This is a genomic window from Glaesserella sp. (genome assembly GCF_041817755.1).
Taxonomy (GTDB): domain Bacteria; phylum Pseudomonadota; class Gammaproteobacteria; order Enterobacterales; family Pasteurellaceae; genus Glaesserella.
On record NZ_JBGYBX010000031.1, the window covers coordinates 1 to 15,678 of the forward strand.

General features: G+C 45.3%; 17 protein-coding genes. 9 read left to right on the top strand and 8 right to left on the bottom strand.

Annotated elements, in window-relative coordinates:
* From ACEYKX_RS03780 to ACEYKX_RS03795, 4 genes are all read right to left on the bottom strand, one after another.
* The coding region (locus ACEYKX_RS03780) for a hypothetical protein (RefSeq protein ID WP_373780505.1) at positions 1-215 on the bottom strand (215 nt) is incomplete at its 3' end.
* A gap of 1 nt (position 216) precedes the next feature.
* Positions 217-981: an ABC transporter ATP-binding protein gene (locus ACEYKX_RS03785; protein ID WP_373768084.1), complete on the bottom strand. Its 765-nt coding sequence runs from the start codon at positions 979-981 to the stop codon at positions 217-219.
* A gap of 95 nt (positions 982-1,076) precedes the next feature.
* On the bottom strand, positions 1,077-1,598 hold the full coding sequence (locus ACEYKX_RS03790) for a SprT family zinc-dependent metalloprotease (RefSeq protein ID WP_373768085.1): 522 nt from the start codon (positions 1,596-1,598) through the stop codon (positions 1,077-1,079).
* Positions 1,571-2,305, bottom strand: a complete 735-nt coding sequence (locus ACEYKX_RS03795; RefSeq protein WP_373768086.1) for a ribonuclease — start codon at positions 2,303-2,305, stop codon at positions 1,571-1,573. Before ACEYKX_RS03795 ends, ACEYKX_RS03790 begins: the two co-directional genes overlap by 28 nt.
* A gap of 203 nt (positions 2,306-2,508) precedes the next feature.
* Here ACEYKX_RS03795 and cysK point away from each other — a divergent pair, with 203 nt between their 5' ends.
* Positions 2,509-3,459, top strand: coding sequence for a cysteine synthase A (gene cysK, locus ACEYKX_RS03800; RefSeq protein WP_373768087.1), 951 nt, complete (start codon positions 2,509-2,511; stop codon positions 3,457-3,459).
* 90 nt (positions 3,460-3,549) lie between these two features.
* Here the strand turns inward: cysK and ACEYKX_RS03805 are convergent, their stop codons facing one another.
* Both ACEYKX_RS03805 and rnr read right to left on the bottom strand, forming a co-directional pair.
* Entirely contained in the window at positions 3,550-4,071 is a 522-nt protein-coding gene (locus ACEYKX_RS03805) for a porin family protein (RefSeq protein ID WP_373768088.1), read from the bottom strand.
* Positions 4,072-4,184: 113 nt separating this feature from the next.
* The gene (gene rnr, locus ACEYKX_RS03810) at positions 4,185-6,527 is read right to left on the bottom strand and encodes a ribonuclease R (RefSeq protein WP_373768089.1); all 2,343 of its coding nucleotides are present in this window, start codon (positions 6,525-6,527) and stop codon (positions 4,185-4,187) included.
* A gap of 211 nt (positions 6,528-6,738) precedes the next feature.
* Between rnr and ACEYKX_RS03815 the strand changes: the two genes are divergently transcribed.
* The 4 genes from ACEYKX_RS03815 to panF are packed head-to-tail and all read left to right on the top strand — an operon-like array spanning position 6,739 to position 8,883.
* Positions 6,739-6,879 carry a hypothetical protein gene (locus ACEYKX_RS03815; protein WP_373768090.1) on the top strand — a complete coding sequence of 47 codons (141 nt, stop codon included), beginning with the start codon at positions 6,739-6,741 and terminating at the stop codon, positions 6,877-6,879.
* Complete coding sequence (gene metJ, locus ACEYKX_RS03820; RefSeq protein WP_373768091.1) at positions 6,860-7,177, top strand: met regulon transcriptional regulator MetJ; 318 nt, start codon at positions 6,860-6,862, stop codon at positions 7,175-7,177. The genes ACEYKX_RS03815 and metJ overlap by 20 nt, the downstream gene beginning before the upstream one ends.
* A 46-nt stretch (positions 7,178-7,223) precedes the next feature.
* Complete coding sequence (locus tag ACEYKX_RS03825) at positions 7,224-7,463, top strand: YhdT family protein (RefSeq protein ID WP_373768092.1); 240 nt, start codon at positions 7,224-7,226, stop codon at positions 7,461-7,463.
* Complete coding sequence (gene panF, locus ACEYKX_RS03830) at positions 7,453-8,883, top strand: sodium/pantothenate symporter (RefSeq protein ID WP_373768093.1); 1,431 nt, start codon at positions 7,453-7,455, stop codon at positions 8,881-8,883. The genes ACEYKX_RS03825 and panF overlap by 11 nt, the downstream gene beginning before the upstream one ends.
* A gap of 67 nt (positions 8,884-8,950) precedes the next feature.
* Here panF and ACEYKX_RS03835 read toward each other — a convergent pair whose 3' ends face one another.
* Together ACEYKX_RS03835 and hemH are read right to left on the bottom strand one after the other, a co-directional pair.
* Positions 8,951-10,972, bottom strand: coding sequence for a M13 family metallopeptidase (locus ACEYKX_RS03835; RefSeq protein WP_373768094.1), 2,022 nt, complete (start codon positions 10,970-10,972; stop codon positions 8,951-8,953).
* Positions 10,973-11,195: 223 nt separating this feature from the next.
* Positions 11,196-12,155 carry a ferrochelatase gene (hemH, locus tag ACEYKX_RS03840; protein WP_373768095.1) on the bottom strand — a complete coding sequence of 320 codons (960 nt, stop codon included), beginning with the start codon at positions 12,153-12,155 and terminating at the stop codon, positions 11,196-11,198.
* A 193-nt stretch (positions 12,156-12,348) separates the two neighbouring features.
* Here hemH and rpsL point away from each other — a divergent pair, with 193 nt between their 5' ends.
* From rpsL to ACEYKX_RS03860, 4 genes are all read left to right on the top strand, one after another.
* Positions 12,349-12,723: a 30S ribosomal protein S12 gene (gene rpsL, locus ACEYKX_RS03845; RefSeq protein WP_005708967.1), complete on the top strand. Its 375-nt coding sequence runs from the start codon at positions 12,349-12,351 to the stop codon at positions 12,721-12,723.
* A gap of 126 nt (positions 12,724-12,849) precedes the next feature.
* Positions 12,850-13,320, top strand: coding sequence for a 30S ribosomal protein S7 (rpsG, locus tag ACEYKX_RS03850; RefSeq protein ID WP_373768096.1), 471 nt, complete (start codon positions 12,850-12,852; stop codon positions 13,318-13,320).
* A 91-nt stretch (positions 13,321-13,411) separates the two neighbouring features.
* Complete coding sequence (gene fusA / locus ACEYKX_RS03855; RefSeq protein WP_373768097.1) at positions 13,412-15,514, top strand: elongation factor G; 2,103 nt, start codon at positions 13,412-13,414, stop codon at positions 15,512-15,514.
* Positions 15,515-15,581: 67 nt separating this feature from the next.
* The coding region (locus ACEYKX_RS03860) for a GTP-binding protein (protein WP_261551017.1) at positions 15,582-15,678 on the top strand (97 nt) is incomplete at its 3' end.

Genomic DNA, 15,678 nt, shown 5'->3' on the forward strand with positions numbered 1-15,678 from the left:
TGCCAAATCTCCCCTAACCCCTCTTTGCTAAAGAGGGGGATCAGATCGAAGAGAATTAAACGTTTATTTGAAAAATAAAGATCATTTGGAAGAACTTCGATCTTAAAAATGTCATTGGAACCAGTTCCCCTCTTTGAGCCTCGAGGGGAGCGGGGGATTTGGCAGAATTGAATAAACCCAATAAGTTTTTCAAAGATAGAACGTAAATTAATCATCTTAATAAAAACTCACAGGTCTGCCCGTTTCAGGGTGGTTGATCACATTCAGCTCAATCCCATAAATCGCCTTTAAAGACGGGGTATTGATAATTTGTTGAGAATTGCCTTCAGCAAGTAGCTTGCCACTGTGTAGAGCGACAAGATGATCGCAGTAACGAGAAGCCAGATTGATGTCGTGGATCACAATAATCACGCCTAAGTTCAGCTCTCGGCTCAGTTGCCGGATCAGTTCCATCACTTCCACTTGATGAGCAATATCTAACGCTGCCAAAGGTTCGTCTAACAAGAGAAATTGACTTTGTTGTGCCAGCAACATTGCCAGCCAAATGCGAGAACGCTCGCCACCCGAGAGTACATCGACTAGCTGATCGGCAAATTTTTCGGTATGTGTCAGAGCTAAAGCACGCTCAATCGCCTGCTTGTCTTGAGCCGTTTGACGACCAAAAAGCCCGTTCCACGCATAACGCCCCATTGCAATTAGCTCTTTTGCGGTTAAGTTGGTTGCTTGCGGAAGATGTTGCGGAAGATAAGCGACTCGTTTGGCAAACTCACGGTTTGACCAAGCGTCAAGCGGTTGGTTATCAAAAAGAATTTCACCCGATGAAAGCGGTTGCTGTTTGGCAAGCAATTTGATTAAAGTGGATTTGCCTGAGCCGTTATGCCCGATCAATCCATACACTTTTCCTTGTTCAAATTGCACCGAAATCGGCTGTAACAGCGTACGATTTGGAATGGCAAAACTTGCCTGTTTAATAATAAACACAAAAAATATCCGAAAAAATCTAAAAAAATCGGATGTATTTTAATTAATAATAATTAGCATTAAAACTATAATTTATTCTTTCGGATAAATTTATGTTATGTATTTTGAAAAATCAGTGGAGTTTTACATTTTTTGCAAAGATAAGCACATTTGTTTTGCATAATGGCATGATGACGACGAACGGATAGTTGGTGGGTTTGGCAATGGCAGCGGTAGGAAAATTGTTTGCCGACCACATTTGCCGTATCAAAACAATGATAGGTGTCGGCTGGTACGCCAAACACACGCTCCATCACCATCTTCCACTCTTTACCGTGCGGCGGAACCCGTCCGAATTGTTGGTAAACCACAAGGTGCGCTAACTCGTGTGGTACCACTTGTCGGACGAACTCGGCACCGTTTTCTTGCAGTAAAACGGGATTTAAGCGGATTTCATTTTGCGTTAAATAGGCGACACCCGCTTTTACGCCTCGAACGTTATAATGGATCGTCGGCGGCGTAAAGGTTGTATTAAAATATTGATTAGCTTTGTCCAAATCGCGCGTTAATTGACGTTGAACCTGCATTTTCAGCTGACGCAGCATATTCATTATCTCGGGCAGTTGATCACCTTCCATTGTTTATCGTAACAAATATACAGTTCATTTTGCCCGGCTTTTAAATAGGCATTTTTAAGCTGCGGGTTGTATTTTTTCATCCATGTGAAAAGCTCTTTGCGTGACAATTCTTGCCCCGGTAAATTCAGGCTTTTAAATAATGCTTTCTGTTTTTCGAAATACGCTTCGGCTGTGTCGAACGCACAAGCGCCGTGCTTTTCCCATTGCCCTTGCAGCAGACTCGCCCCCGGCGATTCCGGCATATATTGTTTAATTAACGTTTCAGGTAACGGCGGTAAATCGCCTCGGCAGAAGCGCGGATGGTCGGCGGCGGATTGTGCTTTGGCATTTTGCGGCCATAAACCGTGAATGACCCAACCGAGTTGTGCCGCCTGATTACATTGAAAGGCAAGGTGCTCGGGAATTTTTCCGTTATTCTTGGTTTTTTGGTTTTCACAGAAACTCGGTGACCAAGACAGTGAAAGCATATAATAGTCGACCGATACGCGATTTTGACCTAATTTGTCTTTTGACATCACGGTGTCGTAATGGCCGAGATCATTCGGTAGCGGCGTGACCGTCGCTTCGGTTTGATGTGTCGGTTGTGCGGAGGGGGTCGGTTTGGATTTTTTTTCATTATTTAACCAAGTGACTACCGCCACGCCGATAACGACAATTACGGCAATCAGTTTATGAATGATACTGTTAGATGAACTTGAATGTCTCATATTGTCTCCCTCGTTAGAAAAATGCTTACTATACCTGAATGTCATCGGCTTGCAAGCGGTCTGTTTTTGCAAAATATTTACCAAATTGCACCGCTTGTATATGCGCTTTGGTTATATCAAATGACTTTCCTATCCTTAACATTTGCCGAATTCGCGTTATGCTTCGGTTCGATTTTCAATCACTTGATTAAAAGGACAACCCCATGACTATCTATGCAGACAATTCTGAAACCATTGGTAACACACCGCTTGTTCGTTTAAAAAACTTTGGTCAAAACGGCAATTTATTAGTCAAAGTCGAAGCCCGTAACCCGAGTTTTAGCGTGAAATGCCGAATCGGTGCCAATATGGTATGGCAGGCGGAGAAAGACGGTATCCTCACAAAGGATAAAGAAATCGTGGATGCCACCAGCGGTAATACCGGTATTGCATTGGCTTATGTTGCGGCAGCGCGCGGCTATAAATTAACCTTAACCATGCCGGAAACCATGAGTATCGAGCGCCGTCGTTTGCTACGCGGGTTAGGCGCCACCTTGGTGTTAACCGAAGGGGCAAAAGGCATGAAAGGCGCAATTGCCAAAGCGGATGAAATCGTTGCCAGTGATCCGAACCGTTATGTGATGCTGAAACAGTTTGAAAACCCAGCTAACCCGGCGATCCACGAGCAAACGACCGGCCCTGAAATTTGGGAGGCGACCGACGGTCATATCGATGTTTTCGTTGCCGGTGTAGGAACGGGCGGTACGATTACCGGTGTAAGCCGTTATATCAAAAATACCAAAGGGAAAAACATTATCAGTGTTGCGGTGGAGCCGAAAGAATCCCCGGTCATCACTCAAACGTTAAACGGCGAAGAAGTGAAACCGGGTCCGCATAAAATTCAAGGCATCGGCGCAGGTTTTATTCCGAAAAACTTGGATTTAAGCTTGGTGGATCGTGTCGAGCAGGTTGACAGTGAAACCGCGATTGCAACGGCCCGTCGCGTGTTGGCGGAAGAAGGCATTTTAGTCGGTATTTCATCCGGTGCCGCGGTTGCCGCCGCCGATCGTATCGCTAAATTACCTGAATTTGCCGATAAAGTGATCGTTGCTGTGTTACCTTCTGCGTCGGAACGTTATTTAAGTACGTTATTGTTTGAAGGAATCGAAGCGTAATGATGGGAATCGTCTTCGTTAGATGATTTTCGGCAGAAATAAAAAAGCATAATGGCGAACCCATTATGCTTTTTGTCTTTTTCACATAAATTAGAAACGGTATGCCGCGCTTAAGCCGAATGCATTACCTTTCAATTTAGTGCCGTTATGTTTTAAGTTGCTTCTTAAATATTCCGCACCGATTTCAATATCGTTTGATACGGCGTATTTCGCACCGAGACCGTAACCGAAGCCTTTGAAACTACCGATATCACCGACTTTACTTACCGCATAGTTCACTTTCACGTAAGGAAGTAAATCAGGCAAAACACGGTAACCTTGTTCATAACCTACGCTGAATAAGGTTTTTTGACGAACGTCATTAAAGATTTTTGAACTACCGATTTTTGCTTTACCTTCAACGATACCCACAAAATTGTTACCGTAATCCATACCGTAGTCAACAATCAAGTTGACCCCCGTCGCTTGTTTGCCGTTTAAGCTGCCGCTTTTGTATTTAACGGTGGTGACATCGACACCGACGCCGATACCGGTAAAGGTTTCACCGACCGGTGCGGCAAAGGCTGTCGTAGAAACGAGTCCTGCAAGTGTCACTAAAGCTAATTTTTTCATAGTAAAAACTCCTGATGAGTGTTAAAAAAGCGACCTAAGTTTACCCATTCGTTTTCGTCAAGACAAGCAAAGGGACGCAGTTTTGTAAATTTCGTTGAAAAACTGACCGCTTGTCAGCGTTTTTTTGCCTTTGTCGTCGAACTTTTTTTCTTCGGCTTCGTGGCGTTTTTCTCGGTTTTTTTCTTTACCGCTTTTGCGGTACCGGGTTCTTTAAAGATCGGCTCCGCCGCTTTTTTCATCCGCTGTTTGGCGGTTTTCCCTTCGCTCTTTGGTTTGCGCAGGCTACCGACAAGTTCAAAATCGATTTTTTTATCGTCCAAATTTACGCTGATCACTTTAACTCTGACCGGATCGCCCAAACGGTACATAACACCGCTGCCGCCCGAGAGACGTTGGCGGTCGCCGTCGTAGTGGTAGTAATCATTGTCGAGCGTTGAGATGTGTACGAGCCCGTCAATCAGTAATTCATTGAGTTTAACGAACAAGCCGAAGCCGGTAACGCTGGTAATAACACCGTCAAATTCTTCACCGATATGGTCTTGCATATATTCGCATTTCAGCCAATCCGCCACTTCCCGCGTGGCTTCATCGGCCCGACGTTCCGTGGCGGAACATTTTTCGCCCAAGTAAACCATTTCATCCAATGAGTAGTGATACCCGCCGTCGTCGGTATAAATGCGGTTTTTGCCTTTTTTCTTATCCAACAAATATTTGATTGAACGGTGGAGTAACAAATCCGGATAGCGGCGAATCGGCGAGGTAAAGTGTGCATATTCGCCCAATGCCAATCCGAAATGCCCTTCGTTTGCCGGAGAATAGACCGCTTGTTTCAGGGAGCGGAGCAGCAAGGTTTGAATCAATTCATGATCCGGGCGCTCACTGACGGCTTCGAGTAATTTGGCATAATCTTTCGGAGACGGCGTTAACCCGCCGTCCAGTGATAAACCGCATTCGCTCAAGAAAGCACGGAAGGAATTGAGTTTTTCTTCACTCGGTTTAGCGTGAATACGGTATAACGCCGGCTCTTCGGCCTCTTCCACCAAACGGGCGGCGGAAATATTGGCGAGGATCATGCACTCTTCAATGATTTTGTGTGCATCATTACGGATGATCGGTTCAATACGTTCGATCCGACCTTGCGGATTGAAGACAAATTGGTTTTCAACGGTTTCAAACTCAATCGCTCCGCGCTTATGACGGGCATTGAGTAACACCTTATACATGGCGTGCAATTCTTCCAAATGCGGCACTAAAGCGGCGTAGCGTTCACGCAGGGCTTCATCGCCGTTTAAAATGTTCCACACTTTGGTGTAGGTTAAGCGGGCATGGGAATTCATCACGGCTTGATAAAATTGGTAACCGGTGAGTTTACCGGTGGCGGAAACGGTCATTTCCGCCACTAAACAGAGGCGATCAACCTGCGGATTCAGCGAACATAAGCCGTTGGATAAGACTTCCGGCAACATCGGAATGACCCGATTCGGAAAGTAAACGGAATTGCCCCGTTGATGGGCTTCGATATCCAATGCCGTTTTCGGGCGGACGTAATAGCTCACGTCGGCAATCGCAACCCACAGACGCCAACCGCTTTTTTCACGGCGACAAAATACTGCGTCGTCAAAATCGCGTGCATCTTCGCCGTCAATGGTGACCAACGGCAAATCGCGTAAATCCACCCGTCCCGATTTGGCTTCTTCCGGCACCTCTTCACTGAATTGGCGGATCTGTTTTTCCACGCCTTCGGACCAAATATGCGGAATATCGTGATTGCGTATGGCAATTTCGATTTCCATGCCCGGCGCCAGATTATCGCCGAGGATTTCGGTAATAAAACCGACCGGACGTTTGAAATCGGCTTTACGGGGTTGCAGTTCGACCACGACGACTTGTCCCATACGGGCACCGAGCCGGTGTTCTTCGGGGATTAAAATGTCCTGATTAATACGGCTGTCGTCCGGCACCACATAGCAGATCCCCGATTCGGTAAAAAAGCGACCGACAATGTGTTTTTTACGGGCTTCCAACACCCGCACAATCCGCACTTCTTTACGTCCGCGGCGATCGGTGCCGTTCGGTTGCGCTAACACGAAATCGCCGTGCATGACCCGTAACATTTGGGCGTTAGGAATAAACCAATCGTCCTTATCGCCGTCGACTTCCAAAAAGCCGTAGCCGTCACGGTGTCCGATGACGGTTCCTCTGATTAAGTCCATTTTTTCCGGTAACGCATAACGACGGCGTTTGGTGAAAACCAACTGTCCGTCGTTTTCCATCGCGCGTAAACGACGGCGCAATGCTTCTTGGCGTGCTTCATCGTCAATGCGGAAGGTATCCAGCAGCTCTTCTTTGCTCATCGGGGCATTGTAATCGCGGATGGTTTGGAGAATAAATTCCCGACTCGGTACGGGGTTGTCGTATTTTTCGAGTTCTTGTTGATAATTCGGATCTTGTTTCATAGTGATTTCTCTTTTTGATTATTATAAGAATGTAGTTATTGTTGATAATAACGGGCGGAAGGTAAATGCAATTCGATTAGAAATCATTTGACTGACGATATTGAAACGGATACTAACATAGATTGATCATATTAGCGAAAGCTTTTAGCGAAAGAAAAACAAGCGGTGCGATCTTGCAAATTTTTTGCAAAATCGCACCGCTTGTAAAGGTATGATGAATCGTGTTCCGCACCAAACGCTCGGCAAAGGGATGTCGGAAATCCAGCCGTCTAGATTGCGAGACGGCTTGTTTTTGATTACACTATGGCAAAATTTTTCTGACGGGATTCAACATGGCAGACTGGAACGGTGAATATATCAGCCCTTATGCTGAACATGGTAAAAAAAGCGAACAAGTAAAAAAGATTACGGTGTCCATTCCGATTAAAGTATTGGAAATTTTGACCAATGAACGGACGCGACGCCAAATTCGTAATCTGCGCCATGCGACAAACAGTGAATTGCTTTGCGAAGCGTTCTTACATGCGTTTACCGGGCAGCCGTTACCGACGGATGATGATTTAATGAAGGAACGCAGTGATGAGATTCCAGAAAGCGCCAAAGAAAAAATGCGCGAGATGGGGATCAATCCTGACGAATGGCAGTATTAAGTACAACCTCGCCCTTGCGAGGTTTTCTTTTAAGGGAGTATCCGTGATGAATTCAAAACAGATTATCCGAGAAGTGCGTTGGGCACTGTGGTTGACGCTGATTTATCTGGCTGGTTGGATTGGATTTGCCTATTTTTCACCGACGGGACGCGGTTTTTTAGGTTTCCCGATTTGGTTTGAATTAAGTTGTATTTATTTTCCGCTGCTTTTTACGTTGTTGATTAGCGTGGTGGTAAAACTGATTTATCAAGAGGTGGATTTGGACGGAGGTAAAGATGAACGCTGAAATGTTAATTCCGCTGGTCGCTTACCTTGTCTTTGTATTCGGTGTAGCATTTTATGCGTACCGTCAACGTCAACGCGGCTCGTTTTTATCGGAATATTATGTCGGTGGTCGCTCGATGTCCGGCTTTGTATTGGCGATGACAACCGCGGCAACCTACGTAGGCGCAAGCAGTTTTATCGGCGGACCGGGCGCCGCCTATAAATACGGTTTGGGCTGGGTTTTGTTGGCGATGATTCAAGTGCCCGCCGTGTTACTGACCCTCGGCGTTTTAGGCAAAAAATTTGCCATCATTGCACGGCAAACAAACAGTGTCACCGTCAACGATATGTTGTTTGCCCGTTATAAAAGCCCGTTAGTTGTTTGGCTGTCAAGCTTTGCCTTGTTGATTTCGTTTTTTGCGATGATGATGGTGCAATTTATCGGTGCAGGACGTTTATTGGAAACCACATTAGGGATTTCTTACGGCTCGTCTGTGTTGATTTTTGCCTTTACGGTCGGTATTTACACCTTTATCGGCGGTTTCCGCGCGGTGGTATTGACGGACACGATCCAAGGCATGGTGATGGTGATCGGAACCTTGCTGCTGTTGGGCGGCGTGATTTATGCCGTCGGCGGTGTGGAAAATGCCGTTAACCGTTTGGAAGCCATTAACCCGCAATTAATCGAGCCTTACGGCATTGATGAACGTCCGCTTGATTTTACCTTTATGGCGTCATTTTGGGTGTTGGTTTGCTTCGGCTTGATCGGTTTACCGCATTTGGCGGTCAGAAGCATGGCGTATAAAGACAGTAAAGCCTTGCACCGTGCTGTAGTGATCGGTACCATCGTTGTTGCCGTGTTGATGTTCGGTATGCACCTTGCCGGTACGCTGGGAAGGGCGTTGATTCCCGATTTAAAAGTTGCGGATCAAGTGATTCCGACGTTAATGTTGCAAGTGCTTCCGCCGATTGTGGCGGGAATCTTCTTGGCGGCGCCGATGGCGGCGATTATGTCGTCGATTGACTCCTTGCTGATTCAATCTTCTTCCACTTTGATTAAAGACTTATACCTTGCCGTTCGTCCGAAAGCGATTGCCGACGAACAACGGATTAAGTTTTTTTCCACTGTCACCACATTAGTGATTACCGTGCTGGTGGTTATTGCCGCAATGGATCCGCCGGAGATGTTAATTTGGCTGAACTTGCTTTCACTAGGCGGGTTGGAAGCGACTTTTCTGTGGGTGCTCGTGTTGGGGCTTTATTGGAAAAATGCAAATGCAGCGGGCGCGATTTCGTCCATGGTCGGCGGTTTGACCAGCTATGTCGTGATGACGGCGTTCGGCATTAAACTGTTCAGTTTCCATGCCATCGTGCCTTCTTTGGTGATTGGCTTGGTGGCGTTTTTAATCGGAAATAAACTGGGTAAACCGCAATCGGCATAATTGAAGACCAACAAGCGGTGTGATTTCGTCAATATTTTGCAAAATCACACCGCTTGTTATTTTATGCTTACCAAATTTGAATCCGTTCATTGATTGGGCGATACATCGCATCACCTTGTTTGGTTTTGAATGCGTTGTGGAAGCCTGAAATATTCAGTACCGGCGCGAAGGCACGATATTGCCCCGGCGCGTGCGGGTCGCTTTTTACTTGGTGAGTCAACGCCTGCACCGTCGCTTTATTTCGCCATGAACGCGTCCAGCTCATAAAGAAACGTTGATCGGGAGTGAGATTATCGATTGTCGGGGCGACACCGTGATCTTTTTCATACAATTTCAATGCGTCATAGGCAATACTTAATCCGCCGAGATCGGCGATATTTTCGCCAAGGGTGAAGCGTCCGTTAACAAAGACATTCGGCGCCACTTCAAACTTGTCAAACTGTGCGACAAGCTGATCGGCAAGAGCTTCGAATTTCTTGCGGTCATCCGCCGTCCACCACTCTTTTAAATTGCCGTCACCGTCGAATTTCGACCCGCTGTCGTCAAAGCCGTGAGTAATTTCATGACCGATAATTGCTCCGATCGCACCGAAATTGACGGCGGGATCCGCATGAATATCGTAAAGCGGGGCTTGCAAAATACCTGCAGGGAATACAATACGGTTCATCAGCGGACTGTATGACGCATTGACCACTTGCGGCAACATGCCCCATTCGTTTAAATCGACCGGTTTGCCGATTTTGCCGAGCGCATCTTGATAATTCCATTGAGCGACGGCTTTTAAATTGGCGTAGAGCGAACCGCCTTGCAACGCTGTTTTCAGGGTTAATTGACTGTAGTCTTTCCATTTGTTCGGGTAACCGACTTCGACGATAAATTTATCCAATTTTACTTTCGCTTTGGCTTTGGTTTCCGCCGACATCCAACTTAAGTTATCAATGCGGTGGTGATAGGCTTTAACCAGATAATTTGCCATGTCAAGCAAGTCTTGTTTTGCCGAAGCAGGGAAGAATTTGTCCACATAAAATTGGGCGAACTCTTGCCCGATTTGATTGTTGATTAAACGTAATGCACGTTTATCGAGCGGACGTTGTTGTTTTTGTCCGACCAATTTTTGCCCGTAGAATGCAAAATTCGCGTCATCCAATGCTTTATTAAGATACGTCGAGGCATTGGAAACGGTTTTAAAGCGTAAATAATCTTTGATTACCTCTAAGCGCTGCGGGTTGATCAGGTTGTCGAACTGTTTGAGATAATTCGGCTCCCATACCATCACCTCATCGGTATTCACACCGACCGCGCGGAGATAATCCGCCAGATTGATGTGTTTGCTCGCTTGCGCTAATTCATTGATGGAAAAAGGATTATAACGTTTTTGGATATCTCGGCGTTGTTCATTGGTAAAGAGCGTGGCGGCAATCGCTTTTTCGTAATCGACAATGGCTTTGGCTTTCCGCGTCGGATTTTTCACGCCGGCAAACGTGAGCATTTGTGCCACATAGCCTTGATAAAGCCGCAACGTTTTACGGTTTTCAGGGGTGTCTTTTTGATAGTAATCGTTGCTTAAGCCGAGCTCGTCGTTACTGAAATAGACCGCATTTTGGCGCGAGTTTTTCAAGTGGGCAAACACTGACCAACCGAATAACATTTCGTTGCCTTGTTTGGTTTCATCAATCAAATATTGCGTTAAATCGGCAAGGGATTGAATGCGATCGATGTTGGCTAAATCGCCTTGAATCGGGCTTAAGCCGAATTTTTCCCGCGACTCGAGATCGGTATAACTTTCATACAATGCTTTCAAACGTTGGGCTTTGGCATCTTTTGCAAATTTCGGGTCGGAAATGACCGCTTGTAATAATTCCAGCGAGCGTTTTTCATTTAACTCGTTGAGTTCCGCCAAGGTTCCCCAAGATGTTCGGTCGGCGGGGATTTGCGCCGTCTCCATCCACTTGCCGTTGACATAACGATAGAAGTCGTGTTGCGGTGCAACACTGTTGTCCATACCTTCCGTCAAGGTGCTTTGGTATTGCGGCGGGCGGGCGCATGCGCTTAATAACGCGAGGGTGAAGAGTGTCAGTGATTTTTTCATGAATCGGCCTGTTTGATTGAAATAACAATTTACGGCAAAGTATAAAGGTAAAAAAGCGTTATCCGAAACATTTTCAAACGTTTGATGTTTGTGTGGACGTTTTTTGTGGGAGAAACTGAGGTCGTAAAATCAATGGCTTAATATGATACAAGCGGCCGGATCATGCGAATATTTTGCAAAATAATCGGCTGATCCGAGCGCTTGTTAAATTGATTTTGCGAGGTTACAGCCTTTGTGTAATGAGATGAGCGAGTAACGCAATATGATCGGGATGTGCATTGAGTGCCGGTATATAACGATAGCTGATACCACCGGCATGCTCAAAAATTTCACGGTTTTCTTCGGCAATTTCTTCCAAAGTTTCCAAGCAATCTGCCGCAAATCCGGGGCAAATGACGGCAACTTTTCGAATGCCTTTATTCGGTAAATTCATTAAGGTTTCATCGGTATACGGTTTTAACCATTCTTCTTTTCCGAAACGGGATTGGAAAGCGATATGCCATTGTGTTTCCTTGAGATTCAGTTGCTCCGCAACCAAGTGTGCCGTTTTACGGCAGTGTTCCGCATAAAAATCTCCTTCGACCTCATAACGTTGAGGAATACCGTGAAAAGAGAAAAGCAGCAATTCGTCTTTATCCAGGTGGATCGAATTAGCCAATGCTTTGATGTATAACGGTTCATGATAATAACTATGAATAAATTCAAAGGGGACGATCTTTTTATGTGCTGTCAGGCTGCGGGCAAAGGCATCAAAAACGGAGGCGGTAGTGGTTGAGCTGTATTGCGGATAGAGTGGCAGTACGATGATTTTCTTCACGTCTTGTTGAATGAGGTTGTTAACGGCATTTTCGATACTCGGATTGCCGTAGCTCATACCGAGTTCTACCGCTACGTTAGCGCCTTGTGCGCTAAAATAAGCTTGTACTGCGTTTTGTTGCCGGCGGGAAATGGACAGTAACGGCGAGCCTTCTGTCGTCCAAATCCCTTTATAGGCATCCGCGACTTTAGGTGCCCGTTTTGGTAACACCATAAAATTTAAAATAAATTGCCATTTCCATTTGGGGAGATCGATAACGCGCGGATCACTTAAAAATTGTTTCAAATAACGTTTGACGGCTCGAGGCGTCGGCTCATCGGGCGTGCCGAGATTGGCCAGTAATACGCCGGTTTTAGTTTGAGTCATGTCGATTCCTTTGGGTGATGGTTTCGGTTTTAAATCCTATTATAGTAAATTCACTGTGATGATGCTATTTATCGAACCGAGCGGTCGTACCTTAAATCGGCTTGACATTACATGTGTAACACACTAGAATTTGCCGTCCTTTCGTCTATAGAAAGGCTTTTTTATTGTTTTTATTTTAACTGGAGCTTTATTAATGGCAACTATCAACCAGCTAGTACGCAAACCGCGTGTGAAAAAGGTTGTAAAAAGCAACGTTCCTGCATTAGAGGCTTGCCCGCAGAAACGTGGTGTATGTACTCGTGTATATACTACAACTCCTAAAAAACCGAACTCAGCGTTACGTAAAGTCTGTCGTATCCGCTTGACTAACGGTTTTGAAGTAACTTCTTATATCGGTGGTGAAGGCCACAACCTTCAAGAACACAGTGTCGTATTAATCCGTGGCGGTCGTGTTAAAGACTTACCAGGTGTGCGTTATCACACTGTACGTGGTGCACTTGACTGTGCAGGCGTTAAAGACCGTAAACAAGGTCGTTCTAAATACGGCGTTAAACGTCCTAAGTCTTAATGGATCTCCGTTAAGTAAGGCCAAACGTCTAAATTAATATTTAAACCATAAACTCCAGTCAAAGGCGCTTTGTCGCAAAAGATGAGTTTTGGATATCCTGAAGATTTATAATACGGAGAAATCGCAATGCCACGTCGTCGTAGTATTGAACCACGCAAAATTCTTCCAGATCCGAAGTTCGGTTCAGAATTACTTGCAAAATTCATCAACGTTTTAATGGTTGATGGTAAAAAATCTATCGCAGAATCAATTGTTTATGGTGCGTTAGAAACATTGTCCCAACGTTCCGGTAAAGATGCGTTGGAAGCATTCGAAATCGCACTTGAAAACGTGCGTCCAACCGTTGAGGTGAAATCCCGTCGTGTTGGTGGATCGACTTACCAAGTGCCGGTTGAAGTCCGTCCGACCCGTCGTAATGCATTAGCAATGCGCTGGATCGTTGAAGCAGCACGTAAGCGCGGTGACAAATCAATGGCGCTTCGTTTAGCTAACGAATTATCAGATGCAGCAGACAACAAAGGCTCAGCAGTGAAAAAACGTGAAGACGTTCACCGTATGGCTGAAGCTAACAAAGCGTTTGCTCACTATCGTTGGTAATAAGCTTTTGATTTTGGTAGGCTTCATCTCAAAATTTGTGATGAAGCCTATTACGTATAATTTACATTAGAATTCAAACAAGGTAATAATAATGGCTCGTACAACTCCCATTGAGCGCTATCGTAATATCGGTATCAGCGCTCACATCGACGCAGGTAAAACAACTACCTCAGAGCGTATCCTTTTCTATACAGGTGTAAGTCACAAATTAGGTGAAGTACACGATGGTGCAGCGACGATGGACTGGATGGAACAAGAACAAGAGCGTGGTATCACCATCACCTCTGCTGCAACAACAGCGTTTTGGTCCGGTATGTCTAAACAGTACCCGCAACACCGTATCAACGTTATCGATACTCCGGGACACGTTGACTTTACTATCGAAGTAGAACGTTCCATGCGTGTTCTTGACGGTGCGGTAATGGTTTACTGTGCGGTTGGTGGCGTTCAACCACAATCTGAAACTGTATGGCGTCAGGCTAACAAATATGAAGTTCCGCGTATTGCGTTTGTTAACAAAATGGACCGTACCGGTGCAAACTTCCTACGCGTAGTTGAACAAATCAAAACCCGTTTAGGCGGTAACTCTGTTCCGCTCCAACTTCCAATCGGCTCAGAAGAAAATTTCAAAGGTGTGGTTGATCTTATCAAAATGAAAGCAATCAACTGGAATGAAGCTGACCAAGGTATGACATTTACATATGAAGATGTTCCGGCTGATATGTTAGCGGCGTGTGAAGAATGGCGCGGCAACTTAGTTGAAGCGGCTGCGGAAGCTTCAGAAGAATTAATGGAAAAATTCTTTGCAGGTGAAGAGTTAACTGAAGAAGAGATCAAAACCGCATTACGTCAACGCGTATTAGCAGGTGAAGTAATTCCTGTTTGCTGTGGTTCTGCATTTAAAAATAAAGGTGTTCAAGCAATGCTTGATGCGGTAATTGACTACTTACCGGCACCAACGGATATTCCGGCAATCAAAGGTATTAATGAAGATGAAACTGAAGGTGAACGTCATGCAAGCGATGATGAACCATTCTCTTCATTAGCATTTAAAATCGCGACTGACCCGTTCGTAGGTAACTTAACCTTCTTCCGTGTGTACTCAGGTGTGGTGAATTCCGGGGACACCGTTTACAACTCAGTCAAACAAAAACGTGAACGTTTAGGTCGTATCGTTCAGATGCACGCTAACAAACGTGACGAAATCAAAGAAGTTCGTGCGGGCGATATCGCAGCGGCAATCGGCTTAAAAGATGTCGGTACGGGTGATACATTATGTGCAATCGAAGCGCCAATCATCCTTGAGCGTATGGAATTCCCGGAACCGGTAATCTCTGTAGCGGTAGAGCCGAAAACAAAAGCCGACCAAGAAAAAATGGGCTTAGCGTTAGGTCGTTTAGCGCAAGAAGACCCTTCATTCCGTGTTCACACCGATGAAGAGTCAGGTGAAACCATCATTTCAGGTATGGGTGAGTTACACTTAGACATCATCGTTGACCGTATGAAACGTGAGTTCAAAGTGGAAGCAAACATTGGTAAACCACAAGTATCTTACCGTGAAACTATCCGTACTCGTGTTAATGATGTTGAAGGTAAACACGCGAAACAATCAGGTGGTCGTGGTCAGTACGGTCACGTTGTTATCGACTTATATCCATTAGATCCAGAAGGTCCAGGATACGAGTTCGTGAACGAAATCAAAGGTGGTGTAATCCCTGGTGAATATATCCCTGCAGTTGATAAAGGTATCCAAGAACAACTTAAATCTGGTCCATTAGCTGGCTACCCAGTAGTGGATTTAGGTGTACGTTTACACTTCGGTTCATACCACGATGTTGACTCATCAGAATTAGCGTTCAAATTAGCAGCGTCATTAGCGTTTAAAGCAGCGTTCGCTAAAGCAAACCCGGTTCTACTTGAGCCAATTATGAAGGTAGAAGTTGAAACTCCACCAGATTATGTTGGTGACGTAATTGGTGACTTAAGCCGTCGTCGTGCTATGGTAAACGGTCAAGAAGCGAACGAGTTCGTTGTTAAAATCAATGCTGAAGTTCCACTTTCAGAGATGTTTGGTTATGCAACGGACTTACGTTCACAAACTCAAGGTCGTGCATCATACTCAATGGAACCGTTAAAATATGCTGAAGCTCCAACAAGTGTTGCTGCTGCAGTTATCGAAGCGCGTAAAAAATAATTTTTAACTTACAAACTCCGTAGCACATATCGTGCTACGGGATTTCATCAACAAAGGAAACTTTACAATGGCTAAAGAACAATTTAATCGTGGCGATAAAGTCCACGTAAACGTAGGTACTATCGGTCACGTTGACCACGGTAAAACAACCTTAACCGCAGCAA